Annotated in this window: 21 protein-coding genes; 16 read left to right on the top strand and 5 right to left on the bottom strand. The window is 43.6% G+C overall.

The features are described 5' to 3' along the window. Window positions 1–87: 87 nt before the first annotated feature. The 3 genes from ACERC6_RS02675 to ACERC6_RS02665 form a co-directional block, all read right to left on the bottom strand. Window positions 88–2,421 (bottom strand): NADP-dependent malic enzyme, encoded by a 2,334-nt coding sequence (locus ACERC6_RS02675; RefSeq protein WP_284673215.1) that lies wholly within the window; start codon window positions 2,419–2,421, stop codon window positions 88–90. 155 nt (window positions 2,422–2,576) lie between these two features. After that, complete coding sequence (gene hemB, locus ACERC6_RS02670) at window positions 2,577–3,581, bottom strand: porphobilinogen synthase (RefSeq protein ID WP_373627669.1); 1,005 nt, start codon at window positions 3,579–3,581, stop codon at window positions 2,577–2,579. A gap of 207 nt (window positions 3,582–3,788) precedes the next feature. Beyond that, the gene (locus ACERC6_RS02665) at window positions 3,789–4,277 is read right to left on the bottom strand and encodes an MCR_0457 family protein (RefSeq protein WP_373627670.1); all 489 of its coding nucleotides are present in this window, start codon (window positions 4,275–4,277) and stop codon (window positions 3,789–3,791) included. Between the two features lie 428 nt (window positions 4,278–4,705). On the opposite strand from ACERC6_RS02665, the gene ruvB reads away from it, so the two are divergent. The 10 genes from ruvB (at window position 4,706) to ACERC6_RS02615 (ending at window position 16,684) form a co-directional block, all read left to right on the top strand. Further along, on the top strand, window positions 4,706–5,692 hold the full coding sequence (gene ruvB, locus ACERC6_RS02660) for a Holliday junction branch migration DNA helicase RuvB (protein ID WP_284673212.1): 987 nt from the start codon (window positions 4,706–4,708) through the stop codon (window positions 5,690–5,692). 403 nt (window positions 5,693–6,095) lie between these two features. Next, window positions 6,096–7,328 (top strand): phospholipase A, encoded by a 1,233-nt coding sequence (locus tag ACERC6_RS02655; RefSeq protein ID WP_373627672.1) that lies wholly within the window; start codon window positions 6,096–6,098, stop codon window positions 7,326–7,328. A 5-nt stretch (window positions 7,329–7,333) separates the two neighbouring features. Beyond that, on the top strand, window positions 7,334–8,095 hold the full coding sequence (locus ACERC6_RS02650; RefSeq protein ID WP_373627674.1) for a ComF family protein: 762 nt from the start codon (window positions 7,334–7,336) through the stop codon (window positions 8,093–8,095). After that, on the top strand, window positions 8,067–8,675 hold the full coding sequence (locus ACERC6_RS02645; protein WP_284673209.1) for a prepilin-type N-terminal cleavage/methylation domain-containing protein: 609 nt from the start codon (window positions 8,067–8,069) through the stop codon (window positions 8,673–8,675). Before ACERC6_RS02650 ends, ACERC6_RS02645 begins: the two co-directional genes overlap by 29 nt. Further along, the gene (locus ACERC6_RS02640) at window positions 8,651–9,754 is read left to right on the top strand and encodes a PilW family protein (RefSeq protein WP_373627676.1); all 1,104 of its coding nucleotides are present in this window, start codon (window positions 8,651–8,653) and stop codon (window positions 9,752–9,754) included. Before ACERC6_RS02645 ends, ACERC6_RS02640 begins: the two co-directional genes overlap by 25 nt. Beyond that, the gene (locus tag ACERC6_RS02635) at window positions 9,751–10,560 is read left to right on the top strand and encodes a hypothetical protein (protein ID WP_373627678.1); all 810 of its coding nucleotides are present in this window, start codon (window positions 9,751–9,753) and stop codon (window positions 10,558–10,560) included. The genes ACERC6_RS02640 and ACERC6_RS02635 overlap by 4 nt, the downstream gene beginning before the upstream one ends. 331 nt (window positions 10,561–10,891) lie before the next feature. Then, window positions 10,892–11,626 carry a hypothetical protein gene (locus tag ACERC6_RS02630; protein ID WP_373627680.1) on the top strand — a complete coding sequence of 245 codons (735 nt, stop codon included), beginning with the start codon at window positions 10,892–10,894 and terminating at the stop codon, window positions 11,624–11,626. 267 nt (window positions 11,627–11,893) lie between these two features. Continuing rightward, complete coding sequence (gene pepN / locus ACERC6_RS02625; protein WP_373627681.1) at window positions 11,894–14,464, top strand: aminopeptidase N; 2,571 nt, start codon at window positions 11,894–11,896, stop codon at window positions 14,462–14,464. Window positions 14,465–14,578: 114 nt separating this feature from the next. Further along, window positions 14,579–15,955, top strand: a complete 1,377-nt coding sequence (locus ACERC6_RS02620; protein ID WP_373627682.1) for a 3-deoxy-D-manno-octulosonic acid transferase — start codon at window positions 14,579–14,581, stop codon at window positions 15,953–15,955. A gap of 9 nt (window positions 15,956–15,964) precedes the next feature. Beyond that, on the top strand, window positions 15,965–16,684 hold the full coding sequence (locus tag ACERC6_RS02615) for a 16S rRNA (uracil(1498)-N(3))-methyltransferase (protein WP_373627683.1): 720 nt from the start codon (window positions 15,965–15,967) through the stop codon (window positions 16,682–16,684). A 14-nt stretch (window positions 16,685–16,698) separates the two neighbouring features. Here ACERC6_RS02615 and ACERC6_RS02610 read toward each other — a convergent pair whose 3' ends face one another. Further along, complete coding sequence (locus ACERC6_RS02610; RefSeq protein WP_373627684.1) at window positions 16,699–17,505, bottom strand: methyltransferase domain-containing protein; 807 nt, start codon at window positions 17,503–17,505, stop codon at window positions 16,699–16,701. Window positions 17,506–17,731: 226 nt separating this feature from the next. Here ACERC6_RS02610 and ACERC6_RS02605 point away from each other — a divergent pair, with 226 nt between their 5' ends. The 6 genes from ACERC6_RS02605 (at window position 17,732) to ACERC6_RS02580 (ending at window position 23,387) form a co-directional block, all read left to right on the top strand. Further along, window positions 17,732–18,589 carry a hypothetical protein gene (locus ACERC6_RS02605; RefSeq protein WP_373627686.1) on the top strand — a complete coding sequence of 286 codons (858 nt, stop codon included), beginning with the start codon at window positions 17,732–17,734 and terminating at the stop codon, window positions 18,587–18,589. 293 nt (window positions 18,590–18,882) lie between these two features. Next, window positions 18,883–19,914, top strand: coding sequence for an ABC transporter substrate-binding protein (locus ACERC6_RS02600; RefSeq protein ID WP_373627687.1), 1,032 nt, complete (start codon window positions 18,883–18,885; stop codon window positions 19,912–19,914). Between the two features lie 333 nt (window positions 19,915–20,247). Then, complete coding sequence (locus tag ACERC6_RS02595) at window positions 20,248–21,258, top strand: ABC transporter substrate-binding protein (protein ID WP_373627689.1); 1,011 nt, start codon at window positions 20,248–20,250, stop codon at window positions 21,256–21,258. A 118-nt stretch (window positions 21,259–21,376) separates the two neighbouring features. After that, on the top strand, window positions 21,377–22,288 hold the full coding sequence (locus ACERC6_RS02590; protein ID WP_373627690.1) for an ABC transporter permease: 912 nt from the start codon (window positions 21,377–21,379) through the stop codon (window positions 22,286–22,288). 15 nt (window positions 22,289–22,303) lie between these two features. Beyond that, window positions 22,304–23,098 carry an ABC transporter ATP-binding protein gene (locus ACERC6_RS02585; RefSeq protein WP_373627691.1) on the top strand — a complete coding sequence of 265 codons (795 nt, stop codon included), beginning with the start codon at window positions 22,304–22,306 and terminating at the stop codon, window positions 23,096–23,098. A 10-nt stretch (window positions 23,099–23,108) separates the two neighbouring features. Next, on the top strand, window positions 23,109–23,387 hold the full coding sequence (locus ACERC6_RS02580) for a hypothetical protein (RefSeq protein ID WP_284673196.1): 279 nt from the start codon (window positions 23,109–23,111) through the stop codon (window positions 23,385–23,387). Window positions 23,388–23,566: 179 nt separating this feature from the next. Here ACERC6_RS02580 and ACERC6_RS02575 read toward each other — a convergent pair whose 3' ends face one another. Beyond that, the gene (locus ACERC6_RS02575; protein ID WP_284673195.1) at window positions 23,567–24,121 is read right to left on the bottom strand and encodes a carboxymuconolactone decarboxylase family protein; all 555 of its coding nucleotides are present in this window, start codon (window positions 24,119–24,121) and stop codon (window positions 23,567–23,569) included. Between the last annotated feature and the right edge of the window lie 36 nt (window positions 24,122–24,157).

The following is a 24,157-nucleotide window of genomic DNA, read 5'->3' as shown; positions in this document are numbered from 1 at the left end:
TCAATTAACCAACTAACATCATTTTATCCTAAATTGACCCATAAAAAAAGCACTCAATGATGAGTGCTTTTAATGATACGAGTGGGTTTATTTTGCCATGTCTTGTGCATCTGTTACTGTCAAGGCTGTCATATTTACGATACGGCGAGCAGTCGCTGATGGTGTCAAGATATGCACAGGTTTATCCGCACCGAGTAGGATAGGCCCTAGGGCGGCTGAGCCTGTGGCTGTTTTTAGCAGATTAAAGGCGATATTGGCAGCGTCTAAGGTTGGCATGATCAGTAAGTTTGCCGCACCTTTTAGCGTGCTAAATGGATAGTTGTGTTCACGCATACGCTCATCTAGGGCGACATCACCGTGCATTTCGCCATCAAACTCAAAATCTACATTCATTTGGGTAAGTAGTTCGTGTACCTTACGCATTTTAATGGCAGATTCTTTGTCTGATGCACCAAAGTTTGAATGCGACAGCAGAGCCACACGAGGTGTGATGCCAAAGCGACGCACTGCTTGAGCTGCTATTACAGTCATTTCAGCAAGCTCTTCGGCGGTCGGATCTTCATTGATGTAGGTATCAGCGATGAATAAGTTGCGGTTTTGCATCAGTACGCCACTCATGGCATAGAAGTTCTGAACCCCTTCTTTTTTGCCAATGACTTGGTTTAGATAGTGTAGATGTAGATGATAAAAACCAAATGTACCACAGATTAAGCCGTCAGCGTCGCCAAGCTCCACCATGAGTGAGGCGATGAGCGTAGTCTTGCGTCGAACATCACGGCGAGCAAGCTCTAGGCTTACGCCGTTGCGTTGATTGGTTTTGTAGAAATAATCGCAGTACCTATCATAGTGTGGGTTATTGTTTGGGTCGATGATGGTGATATTTTTGCCGTCAACCAAACGCAGACCAAGAGAGGCGATCTCTTTATTGATGACATCGGGTCGACCGACAAGAATAGGTTTGGCGATTTTTTCATCCACCACAACCTGTACCGCACGCAGAACATTGATGTCCTCGCCTTCAGCGTAGACGATGCGTTTAGGGTCGGCTTTGGCTTTATTGAAAACAGGTTTCATCGCCAGTGCGGTGTTGTAGACGAATTCAAAGAGTTTTTGACGATACGCATCGAAGTCTTTAATTGGCAATGTTGCCACACCAGAATCCATCGCTGCGCGAGCAACAGCAGGAGCAATTTCTAAGATAAGATTTGGTTCTAGTGGTCCAGGAATAAGATAATCACGACCAAAGCTTTTTGATGTCTCATCTTTTTGGCTGTCGGTAGATGGCGTGGCTTCGGTATGTGCCATAGCAGCGATGGCGTGTACGCAGGCAAGTTTCATCTCCTCGTTTACCACTGTTGCACCAACATCTAACGCACCACGGAAAATGTATGGGAAGCATAGGGCGTTATTGACTTGGTTGGGGTAATCCGAGCGACCTGTTGCCATGATGACATCTGAACGCACCGCATGGGCAAGCTCTGGCATGATTTCAGGGGTTGGGTTAGCCAAAGCAAAGATGATAGGGTCTTTTGCCATAGAGCGAACCATGTCTTGAGTAACAACACCTGGACCTGACAGACCTAAGAAAACATCAGCACCTACCATGACCTCTGCTAGTGTGGTCTTGTCAGTAGCACGGGCAAAACGAGCTTTGGACTCATCTAGTTTTTCACGACTGGTGCTAATGACGCCTTTGGAATCTAGCACATAGATATTTTCTTTTTTTACACCAAGTGCAACTGCCAAATCAAGGCATGAGATGGCAGCAGCACCAGCACCAGAGCAAACCAGTGTGATTTCCTCGATTTTTTTGCCATTAAGCTGTAGGGCATTTAGTAGGGCGGCAGCTGAGATGATGGCGGTGCCGTGTTGGTCGTCATGGAATACTGGAATATTCATACGGCTACGCAGTTCACGCTCAATCTTAAAGCATTCTGGGGCTTTAATGTCTTCTAGGTTGATGCCACCAAAGGTTGGCTCAAGACTTGCTACTGTCTCAATGAATTTATCGGGGTCGGTTTCGTTAATTTCGATATCAAAGACATCAATCCCAGCGAACTTCTTAAATAGCACGCCTTTACCTTCCATGACCGGTTTGGATGCTAATGCACCGATATTGCCCAAACCAAGTACGGCAGTACCGTTGGTAATTACGCCAACTAAGTTACTACGAGCGGTGTACTTTGAGGCAAGTTTTGGGTCTTTTTCGATTTCAAGACAAGGCACGGCAACCCCTGGCGAGTAAGCAAGAGCTAGGTCTCGTTGGTTGGCGATTTGTTTGGTGGGGGTAACAGAGATTTTACCTGGTCTTGGGTATTCGTGGTAGTGCAGGGCGTTTTGTTCAAACTGTTGACGCTGTGCTTCAATGTCGTTATCAAAGGCGGTGTCGTCTGTTTTTTGTTGGGTTGAAATTTGTGTCATAAGAAGTACCATCAAGTGAAAAATAAGACCTGTTGGTTAAAATGCACCAAAAGTCTTTGGCTGAAAAATTGTTCTATTCTAACATGATTTTGGGGTCGGTGCTAGGGCTTGATTAATGAGTGTTTAATGCAAATCTTCTTGATTGGAAGTGGTATTCATTCATTTAGCATTCTTGCCGCCTTGAGTGAAAAGTAAGATAAGATACCATCACAGCCCGCTCTTCTAAACCCAAGCAGGCTTTCTAAAATTACCGCTTCGGTCAGCCAACCGTTTTGGATGGCAGCCATGTGCATGGCGTATTCGCCAGAGACTTGATAAGCAAATGTCGGCACACCAAAGTTATCCTTAACTTCACGCACAACATCTAGATAAGGTTGTCCTGGTTTTACCATCACCATATCGGCCCCTTCTGCGATATCTAGAGCGACTTCATGTAGGGCTTCGGCTCGGTTAGCAGGATTCATTTGGTATTGTTTTTTATGACCTTTTAGGTTACTGGCACTGCCCACCGCATCACGGAATGGACCGTAGTAGGCAGATGCGTATTTGGCAGAATATGCCATGATGGCAATATTGTGATGACCGTCAGTTTCAAGTGCTTCACGCATGGCACGAATGCGTCCATCCATCATGTCTGATGGTGAAATGACATCTGCCCCAGCATTAGCATGAGCAAGCGTCTGTTTAACCAATGCTTCAGTGGTGATGTCATTGATCACATAACCTGTCTCATCAATAATACCGTCTTGACCGTGTGTGGTATAAGGATCTAAAGCGACATCGGTCATGACAATCATATTAGGGCAAGCATCCTTGATTGACTTGATGGCACGCACAGCTAAGGTGTTTGGGTGGTAAGCATTTTCACCATTTGGGCTTTTTAGCGAAGGGTTGATTACAGGGAAAATATCCACCATACGCACGCCTTCACGATATAGCGATTTGACATAATCAATGGTTAAGTCAATTGATAAGCGTTCAACATTAGGCATACTTTTGATTGGTTGGCGTTCATTTTGCCCTTCAATGACAAATAGCGGTGCGATGAGATGGCAGGGCTTAAGATGGGATTCTTGTACCATCTCACGAATACCGTCTGTAACACGCAGACGGCGTAGACGAGTAAGAGGAAACTGGCGGTTAAAGGTGTGATTGGTCATGGTTATGATTCCGATTTTTGTTGTGAACATTGATAGGTGGCTATGTGTTCATCTTATCAAAATTTTGAGGAATAAAAAAGTCAATCCAAGCTGACTTTTAAATTAGGGGTAATTTTTGAGAGAGGAATTGGTGTAAAAAGGGAGTGAGATGGACTGGCTTGTTTTTTAAGTGTGATTTTTAAAAGTAAGTACTAAACCATCATCGCATCAAAATTCTACTTCTGCAAACTGTAGGCATAGCCTGCGGTTTTGGGCGGCAGGATAGCTGGTGGTCCACGCACGCACGCTTTGTAGGGCGGCTCGATAATCACGCTGGGTGTGCAGGTGACGCAGAGTATCATTTGGGTTGGCGGAGGTTGGCATGAATGAACGCAACTGCTGATTATAAGCACGAGCGAAGCGAACTCGCTGATTGTTGTTTAGCATGGGCGGACAAATTTCGGACAGAACCTGCACCAAAGCAAGCTCATATTCAGAAACAGTAAAGGTGGTGCTGGAGGTCTTGTAGATTTTGCCTCGCATGGGGCTTGTGTAATCAGGATTGGCATGAGCGATGCAGACGCACAACAAGGCTGTCAATAAAGGTAGGTGGGTAGCTATTTTGATGGTTTTATCAAGATGGGTATCAAAAAACCAAATGCTAAAAATTGTTGCTTTGTGCGTTATATCAAAGTTCGTCATATCAAAGTTCGTCATATCAAGAAACACACCAAGAGAATATGTGCATATCATAAATGTTTATGCCCAAAAAGTCATATAAATCCTTGATTAAAGTGTTGTGTTATTGTTCTTTTTGGGTGGTTTTTAGCAATAAATGCGTAAATCTATCGGATGAAAAAAAACACAAAGTAATTACAAATGATTGATATTACAATCATTTTTTTAAGAATTTATGAAAACTGCACCCATCATGCACTGACATCATGATTAACGCATGATTACAATAATACACAAAAAATAAAATAAAAACCCTATCCTTATAAGCCCCAAAAACCAAACCAAGCACTAAAATGGGCGACAAAATTATAAAAATCCATTATAATAATCCGCATTTTTAATAATTTTTTAACGATGCTTGATGAGTAATTTTCTCTGATTTTTTGCATTATCATGATGATAACATAATGAACCAAAACCGCCTAATTGACCCCAATCCAAAAAAAGACGATGTTTTTGATCGTGTGATTCGCCCTGCCACTTTGTCTGATTATATCGGACAGCCTAAAGTGCGTGAGCAGATGGAGGTATTCATCACGGCGGCCAGAAAGCGTAACGAAGCTCTTGATCATACGCTGATTTTTGGTCCGCCAGGGCTTGGCAAAACCACACTGGCAAACATCATAGCTCGTGAGATGGGTGGCAATCTGCGTTCGACATCAGGACCTGTGCTTGAGCGAGCAGGGGATTTGGCGGCGATGCTCACCAATTTAGAAGAAGGTGATGTATTATTTATTGATGAAATTCATCGTCTAAGTCCTGTCATTGAAGAGATTTTATATCCTGCGATGGAGGACTATCAACTGGATATTATGATTGGTGAAGGTCCTGCGGCACGCTCAATTAAACTTGATTTGCCACCGTTTACACTTGTGGCAGCGACCACACGGGCAGGGCTATTGACCGCTCCGTTGCGTGATAGATTTGGTATTGTACAAAGGCTTGAGTTTTATAGTGTGGCAGATTTGACCACCATTGTTGAGCGTGCGGCACGGCTTATGGGTATTGCCATGAATAAAGATGGTGCGATTGAGGTGGCACGCCGAAGTCGTGGCACGCCTCGTATTGCCAACCGTCTGCTTCGCCGTGTGCGAGATTATGCCGAGGTTAAAGGCGATGGTGTGGTTACTAAGCTGATTGCAAGCTCGGCTTTGGATATGCTTTCGGTGGATAAGCAGGGGCTTGACCACTTAGATCGTCGTTATCTACTGATGCTTGCTGAGCGTTTTGATGGAAGACCTGCTGGTGTGGAGGCGATTGCTGCTGCGATGGCGGAGGATAGGGGTACGCTTGAGGATGTGATCGAGCCTTATTTGATTCAGCAAGGCTATATCCAGCGTACACCAAAGGGGCGGATTTTATTGGATAAAGCGTTGGGACTTAATTTATCTTGATGAAGTTTTATTTTGATGGCGGTTAAATGGCGGATTGTTGGCAGGGCTTGTTTTAAGATTTGCAAAATGACATATTCAAACATCCAACTTTAAGATAAAATATAAGCAATTAATATATAACTATTTATTCCATAAAGAGTGCAACAAGCAAGAAGGTGTGTGTGGTGCAAAGCGTGAGTGTGCGACTGTTTATGGCTGTGGTGAGTGTGTTTTTTATAGTGGGTCGCTATCAAGATGGTTATATTGAGCATCAAGACCTAAGGTTTGAGTGGGTTTTGATGGTTTGACTTAGGTTATTTTCTTTTTATTGTTACTGTTTTTTGCTTGGTGGCTTTTTGCTACTTGGTATATTCTGACCTATCATGCTTGGTATGTTGGTCTTTTTTTAATGATGGTTGTGAAGATGTTAAATAAAGTTTTACAAAAAAGTGTACTTGGTTTGGGACTGGGCGTTGCCATGACTGCGATGGCAGATGATGTTGTTTCTGAAAAGACAGCGGACGGCGTCTCTTCTTCTAATGTTGCAACGGTCGCAACTGATGACAGCAGTAGACCGATTAAGACTCGAGCAGAAGGGGAGGTGTTGTTTCATGATTGTGCGGCGGTGGTGAACGATGCGGCTCGTTTAGCTTGCTTTGACTCATTAGCACAGGGCAAATTGCCATCTGTCTTACAAAAAAAACAAGCCATTGTCTTGGGGGAGACGGTTAAAGGCGTGGTGAAAGGCAACCGACAGGTGATATTTGCCAAGAACGAGACAGCGTATAATGCCGTTAATGACGGTGTTGAAATGAACGATAAGACAATAGAGCGTTATACACCGCTGTCTATCAGCTATGATTTGGATAAAAATAGCGAGCAGGGATTATGGCGTGTGCGTCCACACAATCCTGTGTATATTCTACCCATGTATTTACATGGCAAGCCAAATCGCAGTCCAGGTACGCCAACTCAAGAGGCGTGGCATTATACATCTAATGATCAGCGTGCTCCTGAGCTTAAATATCAAATATCTGTCAAATCTAAGATGGCAGAAGATGTGTTTGGTAGTAATGCGGATTTGTGGTTTGGTTATACGCATTTGGCACATTGGCAGATTTATAATGAGGATAATTCTCGTCCATTTCGTGCACATGATTATGAACCTGAGATATTCTTAACTCAGCCTGTGGTGGCGGATTTGCCTTTTGGGGGTAGGCTTAGAATGCTTGGTGTGGGTGCGGTGCATCATTCCAATGGTGAGGATAATCCTTGGTCTCGATCGTGGAATCGTGGTTATGTGATGGCTGGCATGGAGTGGGGTAAATTAACTGTGATGCCACGCCTATGGGGGCGTATCCTAAAAGAGGGGGGTTCAAAGCCTGATGACAACCCAGATATCTTGGATTATTACGGATATGGTGATGTGAAATTTTTATATCATCTAAATAATGACAAAAACATCTCAGGTACAGCACGCTTTAACCCAAAAACAGGAAAAGGGGCGTTGCAGCTTGACTATGTACACCCCATTGGTAAGGGGATTAGTGGCTATGTACAGCTATTCCAAGGCTATGGTCAGTCACTGATTGACTATAATCACGAGGCAACCTCTATTGGTGTTGGTGTGATGCTAAATGACTGGATGGGCTTATAAAACGCTTGAATAATGCAAAAAAACGTACTCAAGTGGTGCGTTTTTCACCATACTTTTTGGCACAAAAAATCCGCAAATGGCATGGTCTGTGTGCCTTATGCCATGAGCCGATAACATCATATCAAGACAACAGATCGGATTTACCCATTCTTTGTTCTGCCTGTCATCATCTCATGAGATGGCACCTACCGCCCATACTCCTGCAGGCTGACTTGCCTGCACCAATGGCGGGTGGTCATCGCCAGATTCAGCCATCATTTTATTTATATTGTGCCACTTTTTATCAATACCCCATCAATTACGCCATCAATCGGTTTAAAGACCATGAAAGTCTGCCTTCTTTTATGGTGTTGCTTCATGCCATTCATCAGTTACCAAAGCCCATTGGTTGTCATCAGCATAATACAGTGATTGTGCCGATTCCTACCACCAATAAGCGTCTGGTTCGGCGTGGCTTTGACCCTGTAACGATGCTTACTAAAGCCTTGTCGCATCATTGGGGTCTGCCGATCTGGCAAGGGCTTTGCCGAGTGGATGATAAGATACATCAGCGAGGGCTAGATAGACAGTCAAGATTGAGCAATATCCAAGATGCCTTTGCCATGACCGATACACCGCCTGTATCACAAATCATTTTGTTTGATGATGTGGTAACCACAGGGGCGACACTTAAGGCGGCCGCCACGACAATTTGGGCGTGTTCTTTAGATATTAAAGTGTTGGCGGTGTGCATAGCACATGGCAGTGCTCAGTTTTCGCACATTTAAGTTTTATGACCATCTAAGTCAGTATGGATTGAGTATGGGGCTTGAGAGAATGCAAAAAGAATCTGGTTTTGGACTCATTGAGGTGATGGTGGCATTGTTGTTGGTGTCAATGGTGTTTTTTGGGTTTTTGTCGGTGCAGATGCGAGCATATCATACCAGCCAAGATGCCGCCATACGCACACACGCCGTATCATTGCTTGGCAACCAAGCTCAAATACTACAAGGACATGATGAATCGGTTGGGCGGGCTTATGAGGCTTTGTTTGCTCAGCTCAATAGGAATTTGGGTGATGTCAGTGGACAGATGATGAGTAATTATCGCCAAGCTCTAGACACCTTAAACACCCATTGCCATCAAAGAGTCTGCACGCCAGAAGAGTCAGTTAAGTATCAGGCAGTACAGTCGGCTAAGGTTGCTGCCACTCATGGCGTTCGTATGAATGTTTTGCCTTGCCCAGACGGACGCTGTCTGGTGGCTGTATGGGGCGAAACCAAGGCAATAAAGGGCGAGCAAGGCTGCATGAATAAAGCAGGTGGTATCAATGCAGGAGCAAAGTGTGTGATGATGGTGGTGCATTGATGGTGGGGTTTGCCACAGCAAAGACAAGATTAAGAGTTGGGCGAAGATTAAGCAATTCTTGTGGATTGAGCCTGCTTGAGATGATGATTGCTCTGTTGATTGCTTCAATGGTGGTATTGATGGTTGCTCAAGCCTATGTCATGAGTTTAAATGGCATTGTTGCTCAGGAGAATTTGACTTATCGGTTGCAACATCAGATTTTTGGGGTGCAGGGGTTGACCGAGAGTCTAAGACTGGCAGGGCTTGGTATTGATGATAAGGTATTATCACAGCCCAATCCGCAGGGTGTTCTTGTGCATATTGATCAGTTATCCCATCAAAGCCACAGCGTGTCTAATCTTGCACGATATTTGAGCAGGGCTGATGTTCAGCCAAAGAATAACCGCACAACCATGCCCACTCATCAGCTTACCATCATCTACCGTGCACCACAAGACATGTGGGACTGCGAGGGCGAGATGGCATTAGGGCCACGAAATGCTCGCTTAAAGGGTGGCAAGATGAGACATATTGAGGGGCAAGTGGTCATTGAAAGATATTTTGTCCAAAATAACGATGGTGTGATGAACCTTCGGTGTGATGCCGCACGCTTTGTTCCAGAAAGTATCACACGAGATGGCACGCGGGATAGACGACTAGGTCGTGGGTCGTCTGCATACATTAAAGCCATCATTGATACAGAGTCATCAAGTAAAGCTGCCAATACCATCATTGGTGTGGGTAGTCAAGGTGATGTGATTGCCAGTCATGTTGAGGGTCTTTGGGTGGAGGTTGGTGTGGCAAGTCAAGACGGTATTAGATTTATGCCAATTACTGAGTATGCCAATCACGCCAATCAAGATGAGCCTATTGTGATGATGAATGTGGCATTTTTAGGTTATTCACCCACGCCGTCAGCTCGTGATGATGCACCAAGAGATTTTGAAATTTTTGGCAAAAAGGTGGTGCTACAGCAGGATTCGCCCAGTCATGACAGATGGCTATACCATTTTTCTGTACGACTCAGAAATGTGATGGGTAATGTGGTGAATGGTGGTGCGATTGATAGGGTTGTTCTTAATCAAAAGGTGTTGCCGTGAATGCTCAAAAAGGCTATGTGCTGATATTGGTTTTGGTGGCGGTGCTATTGATTTCGGGTCTATCTGCTTTGGCGATACGCCAGAGTATGACGGATGTCCGTTATGCTTTTGCTAAAACTTCAGTTGAAGAATTATTTGTAATGGCAGATACGCCATTAATGCTACTTCGCCAACCATCAATAAAAGAGCGTCTGATGAGTGATGGCGGTATTATTGACACTTTGGTGGCACACCATCTTAATAAGGGTGATTTTAATCAACAAACATCAGCTCAGCTGTGTTATGAGCCTAAGCGTGGTGTGGATAACTTTGCTTCATCTGGCTTGATGATGACAGGTCAGATAAGCTGTACTGATGGACAAGTATGGCTGTGGCTTTCTGTGCAATCAATGGACGATGAGACGGTATCAAAAGACGAAAGGCAGGTTGCCAATTCTAAAAAAATAGTCAGCAATAATGAGCAAGGTTTTGTAAAAGTACCGCCAGATGCGTATAGATTTACCATTTATTCACTCGCCACAAAGCAGGCGACAAGCTGTTTGGGTGTATATGAAACGGTTAAGGCGTGCTTAAATAAACAAGGGGTTGCTCATCAGGTGTTGGTGCAAGAATTTATCTATCGCAGGGCGAAAAATCCCATGCAGGATAATGACAATCTAGCATATCTGGCAGTTGATGCACCATCAACCGCTATGAACAATATCAACCAAGACACGCCAATTAGCCATCAATCACCGTCAACACAAACACTGACATTTATTAAATGGTATGATGTTAGGAGTATTGGTCAAAGTGGTGATGAATGAGGTTTGCCAAAAAAAGATTGTAATTGGCGAGTGTGTGATAATGATAAAAGAAGTGGCGTGTTGATACTGTCATATGCCCATTCTTCATATGCAATCCATCAGGTTGAGTCATTTTGATGGACTTGGTTTTGTACATTTTGTGTGAACCATCAATCTTTTTGTTGCAAATATGATAAGAGCTGTGGTGTATCTCTACAAACTGATACAAAAATAGTAAAATCGTAGGTAGACAAAGCGACAAAAATCGTTTTTAATACGCTCACCAATAACAACACAAGCGTCATTGAGGCGATTTTAGCCCAATGAATTTTTATTTTTAGGAGACAAACTCATGAAAACCATGAAATTATCACTAATTGGTGCTGCAGTTCTACTATCTACCAGTGCAATGGCTAATGTCGTTACTGATGCTGGTACAGTAGTTGTTACCGGTGCAAAAAAGACAACAGTAGCTGTTATTGATGGCACAAAAACTTTATTAAAAACCGCAACCAAACCAGCGGCAGTGAGCGTTGAAGCGGGATCGTTAGGTTATGGTGCGAATGTCGCTTGGTCGGTCAATGACCGTGTTGAGTTGCAAGCTGGCTGGACTGGTGGCGATGTTGCAAAATTCACCAAAGATAATATTTCAGTTGATGGCACTAAATATGATGTAGAAACTGATTTTTCCAACCCATATTTGGGCGTACAACTTCGCCCAGCAGCGAACTGGTTTACTGTAGGTGCTGGCGTTATCGTTCCTGATAACCACATTAAAGTAAAAACCAATAACGCTACTAGCAAGCAAACCGTTAACGGAACTGAATATGATGTAACGGGCACTGTTGAAGGTACTATTGAGCATCGTAATAAATTAGCCCCTTACCTAACAGTTGGTTTCCGTCCTAACCTTGGCAACAACTGGGGTGTGTTTGGTGAAGTGGGTGCAACTTACTTAGGTAAGTCTGATGTTCACATCAAATCAGCCAATGCTGATTTTAACAAAGCAGCTGCTCAAGCCATCGAAGGCAAAGAGTATTCAAACTGGTACCCAATCGCAAAAGTGGGCGTGGCTTACCGCTTCTAATCTGATTTTGATTAACAACAATAACCCTAACTGTGTTTAGGGTTATTTTTTTTGTGGATAAAATTTTTAACAAATATTGTGTTTGATTGAGCAGGCACTTGATGGCGACTATGCTCACAGCTTTTATGATGATTGGATTGTCTTGGGTTAAAGTCTAGACTGGTTATGTGGCAAATGATTGGTTGTCATGAAAATTACGGCAAATTGGACTTTTTTTCTGCTAAGAATTTTGGTACTATGGCGTGTTTATTAAAAAAAGGAGTAAGTATGACCAATCAAGCCCCAACAAAAGTTTATTTAAAAGATTATACGCCACCTACCTACAAAGTCAGCCAGATTCATTTAGATATTGGGTTGTTTGATGAGTATGCCCAAGTTGAGGCGACCTTGACAGTGCATCGTCAGCATGAAGGCAAGTTTGTGCTGTTTGGGCGTGAGTTACAGCTACAATCCATTTTTGTGAATGATGTGGCATTATCTGCAGATGCCTACACGCTAGATGATGAAACGCTAGTCATTGATGCCATGCCAGATGAAGCCGTGGTGCGTACTTGCGTCAAAATTTATCCGCAAACCAATACAGCTTTAGAAGGATTATATCAGGCCGGCACAGGCGATGATGCCATGTTTGTTACACAGTGTGAGCCTGAAGGGTTTAGAAAAATTACCTTTTATCCTGACCATCCTGATGTGTTGGCTGAATTTACCACTCGTATTGAAGCGGATAAAAAATACAAAACCCTACTGGGTAATGGCAACCTGATAGAATCAGGTGATTTAGGCGAGCGTCATTTTGCCGTATGGCACGACCCTACCTTAAAGCCAAGCTATCTGTTTGCTTGTGTGATTGCCAATCTTGATGTCATGCAAGACAATTTTACCACCAGTGAAGGGCGAGAGGTGTTGCTTGAAATCTATGCTACGAAGCAGGATTTGGATAAATGCCATGTCGCCATGCAAGCCCTAAAAGATGCCATGAAATGGGACGAGGATAACTATGGTTGTGCTTATGACCTAGACCGCTACATGATTGTGGCGACAGGGCATTTTAATATGGGGGCGATGGAAAATAAGGGTTTAAATATCTTTAATACTTCATGTGTGCTAGCAAGTCCACAAACCACTACCGATGAAAGCAGTTTTCGTGTTAAATCAGTTGTTGCCCATGAGTATTTTCATAACTGGACGGGCAACCGTATTACTTGCCGAGACTGGTTTCAGTTAAGCCTAAAAGAGGGTCTGACTGTTTTTAGAGACCAAAGCTTTTCTGGGGACTTTCGCTCAAAAGCGGTACAGCGTATCGAAGATGTGGCGTTCTTGCGAGCACATCAGTTTGTTGAGGACGCAGGTCCTTTGGCACACTGTGTACGCCCTGAGAGTTTTGTGGAAATTAACAATTTCTACACCATGACCATCTATGAAAAGGGGGCGGAGATTGTTCGCATGATTGCCAATTTCCTTGGCAAAGATAAATATAGACAAGGTACAGATGAGTATTTTCGCCGTTATGATGGACAAGCGGTTACCATCGAGGACTTCTTGTCTGCCATGTCGGTCGGCGATGAGAGGGTGATGGACTTTTTAAAATGGTATGGTCAGCCAGGCACGCCAGAGCTATCAGGTGATTTTGAATTTAAGGACGGTCAAGTTGTTGTCAATCTATCACAAAAGACCCGTCATGTAGCAGGTTTTGATGCTCCGATTGCCCTGCCAATTCCTGTGGATACTGCTATTTTTGATAGCCACACAGGTGAGCTTTTGGCACAAAAAATGCTGTTTTTGACCAAAGAGGCGGACAGTTTTGTTTTTGATGGTATCGGTCTGTCTGATGGGGCAAAGCCGATTGTTTCAGTGTTACGCAACTTCTCTGCTCCTGTAAAACTCAACTTTGAATACAGCGATGAGGATTTGATGAAGCTTGTTGCTTTTGAAAGCGAAGGCTTTAACCGCTGGCAGGCAATCCAGACTTTGGTTAATCGCTTGCTATTGGGTAAATCTGACCAAGTGAGTCTGCTGACTGATGCTTTACGCACTGTCGTTGCTAAGCTGATAACAACAGACCCTATGTTGACTGCTAGACTCTTTGACATACCAAGCGAGGCGGAGCTTGCGATGTCTTATGATAAAGATTATAACCCTAAAGCAGTCAAGGCAGTGCGTGATGCCCTACAGCAACAAATCGCACACGCCCTAAAAGATGAGGCGATGAACTGGTATCGCTCGTTGCCGATAGAGACTTATGAAGATACGCCTGATGCACGAGGACGCCGTTTGCTACGAAATGTGCTGTTAGAACTATTACTGTTGGCGAAGGTGCCAGAGACAGAGGCGTGGGCTAAAGAGCAGTATGAACAAGCGAACTGTATGAGCGAGCGACAAGGGGCATTGTCGGCGATGATAGCTTTTGATTTGCCTTATGCTGATGAGTTTGTTGCTGACTTTTATGAGCGATTTAAGGATGAGGAGTTGGTGATTGATGACTGGTTCTTGATTCAAGCAAGATCAAGTAGTCGTGATGTGGCATTCGTTGAGTCTCTTATGAGTCGCAAGGATTATGATTGGGCAGTGCCTAATCGTGTGCGTACGACGCTAGGCGGCTTGTCTGCCAAACCTGTACAGCTGTGGAGTGAAGAAGGGCTAAATCTATATTTAGATGCCATCACCAAGTTGGATGACATCAACCCTGCGGTAGCATCACGCATGTTGGCTCGATTGGATCGTTGGTATACACTTCAAGACGACAGCAGGGCGTATGCTAAGAGCAAGCTGATTGAATTGCAAAAAACAGCCAAATCAAAAAATGTCCTTGAGTTTATTAATAGTATGCTTAGTGTCTAATTTGTTGATGTGATGTTTTTTTGATCATACGGCAGGCGATGGCTTGCCGTATTTTTTTGATTCTTTTACAATATGATATCGCTGAATAAGTTTAATATCTTAGATGATGCCGTCATGAAACCACCCATTTATTACCCCATTGCCATTCGCCTTGCCATGCCGATATATCGCTACATGGTGCATAAAAAATCACAGCACCTACCCACCTATATGCGAGAGGTTAAAGAACGGTTTGGGCAAACCTATTTACCTGCACCCACTGCTGTGCATATCCCTGTGGATAACCTTGAAAAAAAAGTAAATAAGAGTGGTTGTCATGGCAGGGTTATTTGGTGTCATGCGGTAAGCTTGGGCGAGCTAAATACTGCTTATCCCATGTTAAAAATTCTTTTAAATCAAGGATTTAATCTATGGATCACCAGTACCACACAGACAGGATTTAACCGTGCTTCTGTGCTTTTTGAACCGCTATTGGGAACGAAAGTTAATCACAGCTTTGTCCCTGTGGATAACTTAAAAACTATACAGGTATTCATTGAGCATATTCAACCTGTTATGGCACTGTTTATTGAGACAGAATTATGGGCAAATACACTATATGAGCTACGCCAGAGGCAGATTCCTGCGGTGATGGTGAATGCTCGCTTAACTGAAAAATCCTATCAATCTTATGCTAAATTTCCCAAACTAAGTACTAGCATGATGCAAAACTTGACCGCCATCATTGCTCAAGACGAAGCATCGGCAGATCGATTTGTCAGGCTTGGTGCGGATAAGGTCAAGGTGTCAGTGATGGATTCACTAAAGTGGTCAAGCGTTCATCAGTTAAGTGCGGACAATCAAAGACTGATACAGCAAGTACAGATATGGCAAGGTGTTAGTCATCGACCTATTTGGTTGGTCGGCAGTACACATGATGCAGAGGAGCTGCTTGCGATACAAGCTCACAAAAAACTGATAGAACACGACCCAGCCACCTTGCTGATTTTGGTGCCACGCCATCCTGAACGGTTTGATGAGGTAGCTTCCTTGTGCCAATCATCAACATTCATCACGCATAGACGCTCAAAAGGAGAACGAATTGATCCAGATACCCAAGTTTATCTGGCAGATAGCATGGGAGAGTTGTTGGCGTGGTATGCGGTGTGTGATGTGGCGGTGGTTGGTGGTTCGTTTGTTGATGTCGGTGGGCATAATCCGATTGAGCCTGCGGCACTTGCCAAACCTGTCGTAATGGGCAAATTCATCAAAAACTGTGAAGAGCTTGTTGATGGTTTATCAAAAGTGTCAGCCCTGACCATAACAGATAGTGCGTCTCAGTGTTTGGCTGATGCGGTGGCATCGTGGCTATTTGATGAAGATGCAGCTCATCAGGCAGGCATGGCAGGTAGGCAGTTAGTAGTTGCCAAAGAAAACGCTGCTACCAAACAGGCCGAACAGCTCTTGATACATCTATCAATCACAGACAGCACAACCAATCAAAGCGATTAATCAAAACTTATGAATATCATTTTATTAAAACAGCATAATATTGATGTATCAGGACGACTTGTCATCAATGAGACAAGGCAGGTCAATCACATCAAATCTGTACTCAAAGCAGAGATAGGGGATTGTTTAAGGCTTGGTGTGCTAGGTGGTCGGCTTGGGGTGGGTCGCATTGTGCTGATAGATGACAATCAAGTATTGCTAGATGAAGTGGTGCTGAATAAAACGCCACCTAAGAAGCTACCTGTTACCGTCATGCTTGCTTTGCCACGACCAAAGGTATTACGCCGTTTAGTGATGGATATGACGGCAATCGGTGTGCCACACTTTATTTTAATTAATAGCTATCGTACAGATAAAAGCTACTGGGGTTCGCCAATGCTTGCACGCATCGATGATTTTATCGTAGATGGATTGGAGCAGGGCGTTGATACCGTGCCACCTAAAATTACTTTTGCCAAACGCTTTAAACCCTTTGTGCAAGATGAATTGCCATCTTTGATGGATGAAGGGCGGGCGGTGGTATTCCACCCTTATGATTCAGAAGGGTTTGGTGAGTTCTGTGCGAATCAGGGTATGCCGACGCTGATAACGATTGGGGCGGAGGGTGGTTTTATTCCTTATGAGATTGACCTGTTGCGTTCTGTTGGGGTATCGGCGGTGGGACTAGGCGATCGAATCTTGCGTACCGAGAGTGCGGTTAATGCGGTGCTTGGTCGCTATCTTTTATGATTGCCACTGAAAACCTATGTTCTGCTTGCTAAGATGTGCAAATACCGACCCATCAAGCGAAATGGCAGCTCTCTAGAATACCGTATCTCCATCGCAATGACATCATCGGGGTTGGTCAGACCGCCACGCTTAAGCGGTGCATAATCAGAAAAAACCCGAATTCCTGAGCGAATCAGTACTTGATAATGGCGAGATGATAACCAGTATTCTACCTTGTCATTGCCAACAGGACTGTTTGGGGTTAGGCTTTTGTTATCGGCAGGTTTTGGCTTATCAAGCTGATAAAAATTACCCATTACCAAATTACGATAAACCAAGCTAGCAGGGTTATAAAAGCATAATGAAAGCAGACCGCCTGTTGCCAAAAATTCATCAAAAAAATCCATGATAAGTTGTGGTTCTGCTAGCCACTCAAGCACCGCATGGCACAAGATTAAATCAAATTTTTCGCCTTTGATATGCTCGCCAAGCTCTTGATAAGGACAAACCAAAAACCGTATATTGTCTAGGCTTTCTTGGTGTGCGACTTCCTTGGCTTTATTAATCATATTACCAGAGATGTCGCTGATGGTGCAGTGATGCTGTTTGGCAAGCATAAGACTAATCTGTGCTATCCCTGCACCTACATCAAGCACCTTTAAAGGTCGTCCCAGTTTTGTGGTGAGTATTTGGGTAGCTTCGGTAATATCTTGCTTTAAAACAGCCAAGCGAATGGCACCTTTTAGACTGCCATAGACTTTTTTGGCAAAGTGGTCGGCGATGGGGTCAAAGTTGCGGTCGCTTATGATGGGTGTGTTTGACGATGTGGCGTGCCAAGTCATGTTATGTGGTATTTTGTAAAAAAGAATAGGGAAGCTTGTCTTTTGTTGACCAACTTTCGTGATTTTGTTTATTTAAAAAGTTAAATAAGCTGTGATATAATGAATAAAATATCTTATATTAAAAATTTATCCATCAGATTTCACAGCTGGTCTTTGCGTATTTTATCATAAAACCATTGCCAATTCGCCTGTGGTTATTTTTATTATAAAAAATTGGGTACTAAAGATGACAAAAAACAATGCATTTAAGTTGGCAGCGACTGTTGCGATGGGCGTATCAATCGTAGCATTAAGTGCTTGCGATAAAAAGCAAGAACAGCCTATAGAAGCTGAGATTGAAGTGGTTGAGCCTGTCGTTCAAGAGATTGAAGCGGTTTGTGATGAGCCAAGTTTGCGTAATCGTTTGGTGGATGCAATCCAAATGGGGCTTTTAGATAGTGCGATGCTATCAATCCAAAACTACAACAATGCAACTCGCTTAGGACTTGAACAGCAAGTACGCCAAAAACTAAGTGAGATTGACATTGACCTAAAAAATGTTGCTGCTTCTGGAGCAATGTGTCATGCTGATGTGCATTTTACCTTATCAGCACAAGACATTGCTTATGCCAACAAGACCTTTAGATTAACCAATCAATTCAGCTTTGATGAACAGGCTGTCGAAGTGGGGGCGATGCTTGTGGGTGATAATCGTGTGGTGGTTAAGAGATTTGCTTATACCATTGACAACAACAAAGCAATCATCGGTACAGATAATGCCATCATCAATTTACTGGCAGATACGCTGACCGCTTCAGCATACAGCATGGCAGGCGAATCACGCACCAATGCTCAAAACGCCCCAACAGTACGCTTAGAGCCAGTACAACCAATCGCTACGCCACGCATTAATCAATCTTATGATGAAGAAGTGCCACAGGTACAAATTCGCCAAGAGACTGCCGAAGCAAAAGCAGGGCAATCAAAAGCTCAATCACCTAAACCAAAAACACAGCCACAACCTGCCGAAAATGCTCCTACGCCTAAACCTGTTGTAGATGAGAATGTAGAGTTAACCATCGTTGAGAGTGATGATACTTACTGATGACTGGTGGTTATCTTGGCGTCTGCACCAAAAATCCCAAATTATGATTTGGGATTTTTTTTTGGGTGGGTGAGAGAGCGATTAAGCAAAAGAGCAAAAAAGACTTGGGCAAATTTAATCAGATGAGCTGAAAGTGAGAGAAGTTGCCTAAGTCCTAAGTTACAAAACGCAGTCAATGTGATACAATGGTGTATCATCTAAATAATCAATATTGGTTAATTCAGTAATGTTGGCACAACGAACCAAACATTGTGCCAAACCCATCTTGTGATGAATTTCTTTTGGAGAAAAAGATGCAATCTATTCATGTCTTAAAATTATCCGCTGTGACATTGACGGCGGCCGCCTTGGTTGCCTGCAATCAAGCTAAAGTTCAGGAGTCAAAAGCGACAGAGTCGGCAGAGACTGCAACCAAAGCACCCAAAACCATTGCCATCAGTGCCATTGTTGAGCATCCATCACTAGATGATATTCGTCATGGTGTCATTGCAGGGCTTGGGGATTTGGGCTACAAAGATGGTCAAAATTTAACGGTTAATTTCCAGTCAGCACAAGGAAACATGGCGACTGCAGGGCAAATCGCCAAGCAGTTTGTTGCAGATGGTCCTGATGCGATTGTTGCTATCTCAACCCCAACCGCCCAAAGTCTAGCTGCTGCCACACAGGCGATTCCGCTGATCTACACAGCGGTGTCTGACCCTGTCGCCGCCAAACTCATTGACCATAACAACATTGCCATACAAGCAAACATTACAGGTCTATCAAGCCAACTGCCACTTGAGCCACAGATTGAACTGTTTACCAAAGTCAAACCAGATGCTAAGCGTATCGGCTTTGTGTATAGTCCAGGTGAAGCCAATTCGGTATCGCTAAAAGAACGCCTACAGGCAATTTTGCCAAAATATGGCATGACTCTGGTGGATATTCCGGCCAATCGTTCAGCAGATGTGGCAAGTGCGACCCGTGCTCTAGATGGCCGTGCAGATTTGATCTACACTTCATTGGATAATAATGTTGCCGCTGCGATGGAAGCGATGGTGAATGTAGCCAATGAGCTTGATTTGCCCATCATTGCATCAGATGAATTTTCGGTGCGTCGTGGTGCAACTGCTGCTTTAGGGGTGAATGATTTTGATTTTGGTGTGGTAACAGCACAGATGGTTGCTCAAGTACTAGACGGTAAACAGCCTAGTGAAATCAAACCACAGGTCATGAATGCACTGACCTTGTATATTAGCCCAAAACACGCTAATGAGCAGGGTGTGGCTTTAAGTGATGAAGTTAAAAAAGGTGCTATTGATGTTGATGTCACACCGAAACAATAAAGCCTAATTGGTATCATCAATAAACACAACCCTAATCATTACTATGATTGGGGGGTGTGGGTTTTGGGTTGGTATCAAGCGTATTTTCTTAATCTTAATTTGGTGGTGATAAGCTGGTAAGTTAATTGCAAAGATACACTTGAGATGCAAGGTGGTATAACAACTTTTGGTTAATGTAGTCTAAAATTAAAAGTGATGATTACTCATGGGTGATGGTTTTTTTATGATGTTTTTGTTATCAATGATTGAAATCTGATGACAATTTGTTTATGATGAATTATTTTTTATTGATAATCTCCCCTAATGTATGGGATGACAACTTTGGAGATGAGTATGTTACATTCAAATCGCATCAATGGACTTGCTAAATTGATGGGCGTTACGCTGCTAGGAGCAACATTGTTTGGCTGCGGTGGTAATCAGACAGAAGTGTCCGCTGACACCCAGACAAGCACAAAAACCGTTGCCATTACTGCCATTGTGGAGCATCCGGCACTTGATGAAGTGCGTCAAGGTGCAATCGAGGAGCTTGGCAATGCAGGCTATAAAGAGGGCGAGAATTTAACGGTAAACTTCCAATCTGCACAAGGCAGTACTGCTACTGCAGGACAAATTGCTAAGCAGTTCGCTGCGGATAATCCTGATGCCATCATCGCCATCGCCACCCCATCAGCTCAGCCTATCGTCGCTACAACCAATACCATTCCTGTGGTATTTTCAGCGGTTACTGACCCTGTTGAGGCAAAACTGGTGGGTACTCTTGAGGGTTCTGGTACGAATGTAACAGGTGCATCTGATGTGTTGCCACTTGAGCCACAGCTTAAGTTGATTAAAGAGATTGTGCCAAATGCCAAGAATATTGGATTTGTATATAGCCCAGGTGAGGTAAATTCTGCTGTTACGCTAAAAAAACTCAAAGAGATTACCATGCCTATGGGTCTAAATATCATTGAAGCACCTGCCCAAAAAGCAAGCGATATTGCCATGGCTGCCCAAAGCCTAGTCGGTCGTGTGGAGGTTATTTATACCCCGACAGATAACAATGTATTAAGCTCTTATGAAGCACTTGCTAAAGTTGCTAAAGAGGCTAAGTTGCCATTGATTGGTTCAAATACTGATACAGTAGCACGAGGTGCAATCGCAGCACTTGGCGTGAACTATCATGAACTAGGTATCCAAACAGGCAAAATCACAGCACGCATTCTAAAAGGTGAGAAAGCGGGCGAGATAGCCATCTATCGTGCTAGCGAGCTTGATTTGCATGTTAGTCCAAAGCACGCAGTAGAGCAGGGTGTAACATTGCCACAGAGTATCTTAGATAAAGCCAAAAAGATTATTGAGTAGCAGTACTTAGCATCGCCTTCGCTGTTGGGCTAAGAGATACTTTGTGTTGGGTTGTTGTATGTGCTAGCCCATAAAAGCCGTGAGCTAGCACCAATTTAAATAAACAAGAGCAAAAATTATGTCGTTACTTGCCTTTTTTGGGGCGTTAGAACATGGGTTTATCTATGCGTTGATGGCACTGGGTGTGCTGATTTCTTTTCGCATTTTGGATTTTCCAGATTTGACGGCAGATGGTAGTTTTCCGCTCGGTGGGGCGGTTGCAGCGGTTGCCATTCTTGCAGGTTTTAATCCTTGGGTAGCTTGTATTTTTGGTATGTTTGCCGGCATGGTAGCAGGCGTGGTTACGGCATTTTTAAATGTTCGTTTGGGCATTTTACACCTACTGGCAGGCATCTTGGTTATGACTGCTTTGTGGTCAATCAATCTGCGTATCATGGGTGCGTCTAACTTAGCGATATTGGGGGAGACGACTGTATTTAGTGCTGTTAGCAGTGGAGAAAATAGCCCTTGGATGCGAGTGCTTGTTGCTTTGGCTGTGGTGGTGGTTGCTAAGTTATTTTTGGATTGGTTTTTTGGTACCCAAACAGGGCTTGCCATGCGTGCCACAGGTTCAAACTTAAAAATGGCACAGGCACAGGGCATCAACACCTCACTGATGATTGTGCTTGGCATGGCAATCAGCAATGGCTTGATTGCTTTGTCAGGGGCTTTATTTATCCAGACACAAGGTGCGGCGGATATCTCTATTGGCATTGGCACAATCATTATTGGTTTGGCCGCGGTGATTATTGGCGAGACGGTACTGACAGCCAAAAAAATGTTTTGGATTACGCTGTCGGTGGTGATTGGTGCGGTGTTCTATAAGCTATTCATTCAAATCGCCTTATCAAACCAAACCTTGCGTAGCATTGGCTTTGGTGCTCAAGATTTAAACTTGGTAACGGCACTATTGGTGGTGTCTGTGCTTATGTTGCCAAAATTTCGCAGTAAATTGATGGCAAAATTGAATAAAAAATCAGTGAATGGCTAACGGAGTGATGGGCTTATGATGATTGCAAAAGACCTGCGTTTGACATTCAACAAAGGTACACCGATTGAAAATCCTGCCTTACAAGGCGTCAGCCTGCATATTACAGCCGGTGAGTTTGTTACCGTAATTGGTACTAATGGTGCAGGTAAATCTACTTTTTTAAATACCATCAGTGGGGCGTTACAGCCTGACTCTGGTTCGGTGGTGATTCATGATAAAGATGTTACTAGATTGCCTACGCACAAACGCAGTCATTTAGTGGCACGAGTATTTCAAGATCCGATGGCGGGTACTTGTGAAGCCTTGACCATTGAAGAGAATATGGCATTGGCATTTAAGCGTGGTGGTATTAGGAGTTTGGCATCGGCATTAAACAACAAAAATCGTGAGATTTTCCGTGAAAAACTTTCTATCTTAAAACTTGGACTGGAGAACCGCTTGACCGACCGCATGGGGCTGTTATCAGGCGGTCAGCGTCAGGCAGTAAGCCTGCTTATGGCAAGCCTGCAACCATCTAAAATTCTCTTGCTTGATGAGCATACGGCTGCATTAGATCCCAAAACGGCTGCTTTTGTGCTTGAACTGACGGATAAAATTGTCCAAGAAAATGGTTTGACCACCATGATGGTAACGCACTCAATGCAGCAGGCACTCACTCACGGAACACGCACAGTGATGCTACACCAAGGTCGTGTGGTGCTTGATGTGTCAGGCGATGAACGGCACGGCATGACGGTACAGGATTTATTGAATATGTTTGAGCGTACTCGTGGTGAAAAGGTTGCTGATGATGCGTTGCTATTAGGCTAAGGAGATGGTCATGAACAAAAGATTGGCGAATATATTATCCTTATCCTTATTCTTTGTGGGTGTGATGGCGGTGGCGATTAGCATTACACAAAACAATGGCTATGCCTATCACGCATTTGCTCTGTGTGCGGTGCTTTCGGTGCTTGCGGATTTTATCAGTATCAAAACTGGCAATAAGATGGCAACCGCCACAAGGGGGCAAAAACGCTTTGTGTTGATTTTTCAGGCAGTGGTATGGGTGATTGGTTTGATACTGGTTTATTCTTTTAAATTATTTCACCCAAGCTAAATATCTAAAAAGTTAAGCATGGTCTGTTTAGGGATGATTGTGTTGGCATTTGATGAATGAAATGATATTTCAAGGTTGGTGTTGCTTGAAGGATTGCGATTTTAATTTGATATGCTTTGCCATGGTAAACAAAATAACCTATTGTTTTAACAGGTTATTTTGTTTTAAAACTGATATGATTAACGATTTGGTGCAAAAGCGGATAATTCTGGGTTGGTGTCGGTTTTGGCAACGGTGTTTGCATAATTGCATAGTGTAGCCAGTGCCACACCCATGATGACATCTAGGACATTTTGGTCGTTATAACCTGCTGATTTAAAAGTCTTTAGTTCTTCATCAGACACTTGACCACGCTTGTCAATAAGTTGCATGGTGAATTGGGCTAAGGCTTGATATTTTGCATTTTCATCAATACTGGTGCGAGTACGCAGTGCTGTTACGACTGCAGGTGACATTTTTAGGCGTGCTTCGGCGATTTTTGTGTGTCCTGCTACGCAAAAGTCGCAGTTATTATGCACAGCGGCGGTAATCTGCACTACCTCAATTTCCTCTGGTGTGAGCGAGTTTTTGCTATTCATCTTGCTCACTTCTTGATACATTTCCAGTGCTTGTGGTGAATTGGCAAGCACGCCGATAAGATTTGGAATAAAGCCATTGGTTTTTTGTACAGCTTCCATGCGTTCTTTAGCATTTTCTGGGGCGGTGTCTAGGGTGTGTAGAGTGAGACGAGTCATGTTTATTTTCCAATATAAAAAAGACAGACTTTCTTT

Source organism: Moraxella sp. E33BD, from assembly GCF_041807865.1.
In the GTDB taxonomy this organism is placed as follows: domain Bacteria; phylum Pseudomonadota; class Gammaproteobacteria; order Pseudomonadales; family Moraxellaceae; genus Moraxella; species Moraxella haemolytica.
Note: the sequence above shows the minus strand (reverse complement) of the source record. Positions and strands in the feature narration are given on the sequence as shown.

Coding starts and splice junctions, on each gene's coding strand:
- ACERC6_RS02675 (WP_284673215.1), bottom strand. CDS start 2,421: ATGACACAAATTTCAACCCAACAAAAAACAGACGACACCGCCTTTGAT.
- hemB (WP_373627669.1), bottom strand. CDS start 3,581: ATGACCAATCACACCTTTAACCGCCAGTTTCCTCTTACTCGTCTACGC.
- ACERC6_RS02665 (WP_373627670.1), bottom strand. CDS start 4,277: ATGACGAACTTTGATATGACGAACTTTGATATAACGCACAAAGCAACA.
- ruvB (WP_284673212.1), top strand. CDS start 4,706: ATGAACCAAAACCGCCTAATTGACCCCAATCCAAAAAAAGACGATGTT.
- ACERC6_RS02655 (WP_373627672.1), top strand. CDS start 6,096: ATGTTAAATAAAGTTTTACAAAAAAGTGTACTTGGTTTGGGACTGGGC.
- ACERC6_RS02645 (WP_284673209.1), top strand. CDS start 8,067: ATGGCAGTGCTCAGTTTTCGCACATTTAAGTTTTATGACCATCTAAGT.
- ACERC6_RS02630 (WP_373627680.1), top strand. CDS start 10,892: ATGAAAACCATGAAATTATCACTAATTGGTGCTGCAGTTCTACTATCT.
- pepN (WP_373627681.1), top strand. CDS start 11,894: ATGACCAATCAAGCCCCAACAAAAGTTTATTTAAAAGATTATACGCCA.
- ACERC6_RS02620 (WP_373627682.1), top strand. CDS start 14,579: ATGAAACCACCCATTTATTACCCCATTGCCATTCGCCTTGCCATGCCG.
- ACERC6_RS02615 (WP_373627683.1), top strand. CDS start 15,965: ATGAATATCATTTTATTAAAACAGCATAATATTGATGTATCAGGACGA.
- ACERC6_RS02610 (WP_373627684.1), bottom strand. CDS start 17,505: ATGACTTGGCACGCCACATCGTCAAACACACCCATCATAAGCGACCGC.
- ACERC6_RS02605 (WP_373627686.1), top strand. CDS start 17,732: ATGACAAAAAACAATGCATTTAAGTTGGCAGCGACTGTTGCGATGGGC.
- ACERC6_RS02600 (WP_373627687.1), top strand. CDS start 18,883: ATGCAATCTATTCATGTCTTAAAATTATCCGCTGTGACATTGACGGCG.
- ACERC6_RS02595 (WP_373627689.1), top strand. CDS start 20,248: ATGTTACATTCAAATCGCATCAATGGACTTGCTAAATTGATGGGCGTT.
- ACERC6_RS02590 (WP_373627690.1), top strand. CDS start 21,377: ATGTCGTTACTTGCCTTTTTTGGGGCGTTAGAACATGGGTTTATCTAT.
- ACERC6_RS02585 (WP_373627691.1), top strand. CDS start 22,304: ATGATGATTGCAAAAGACCTGCGTTTGACATTCAACAAAGGTACACCG.
- ACERC6_RS02580 (WP_284673196.1), top strand. CDS start 23,109: ATGAACAAAAGATTGGCGAATATATTATCCTTATCCTTATTCTTTGTG.
- ACERC6_RS02575 (WP_284673195.1), bottom strand. CDS start 24,121: ATGACTCGTCTCACTCTACACACCCTAGACACCGCCCCAGAAAATGCT.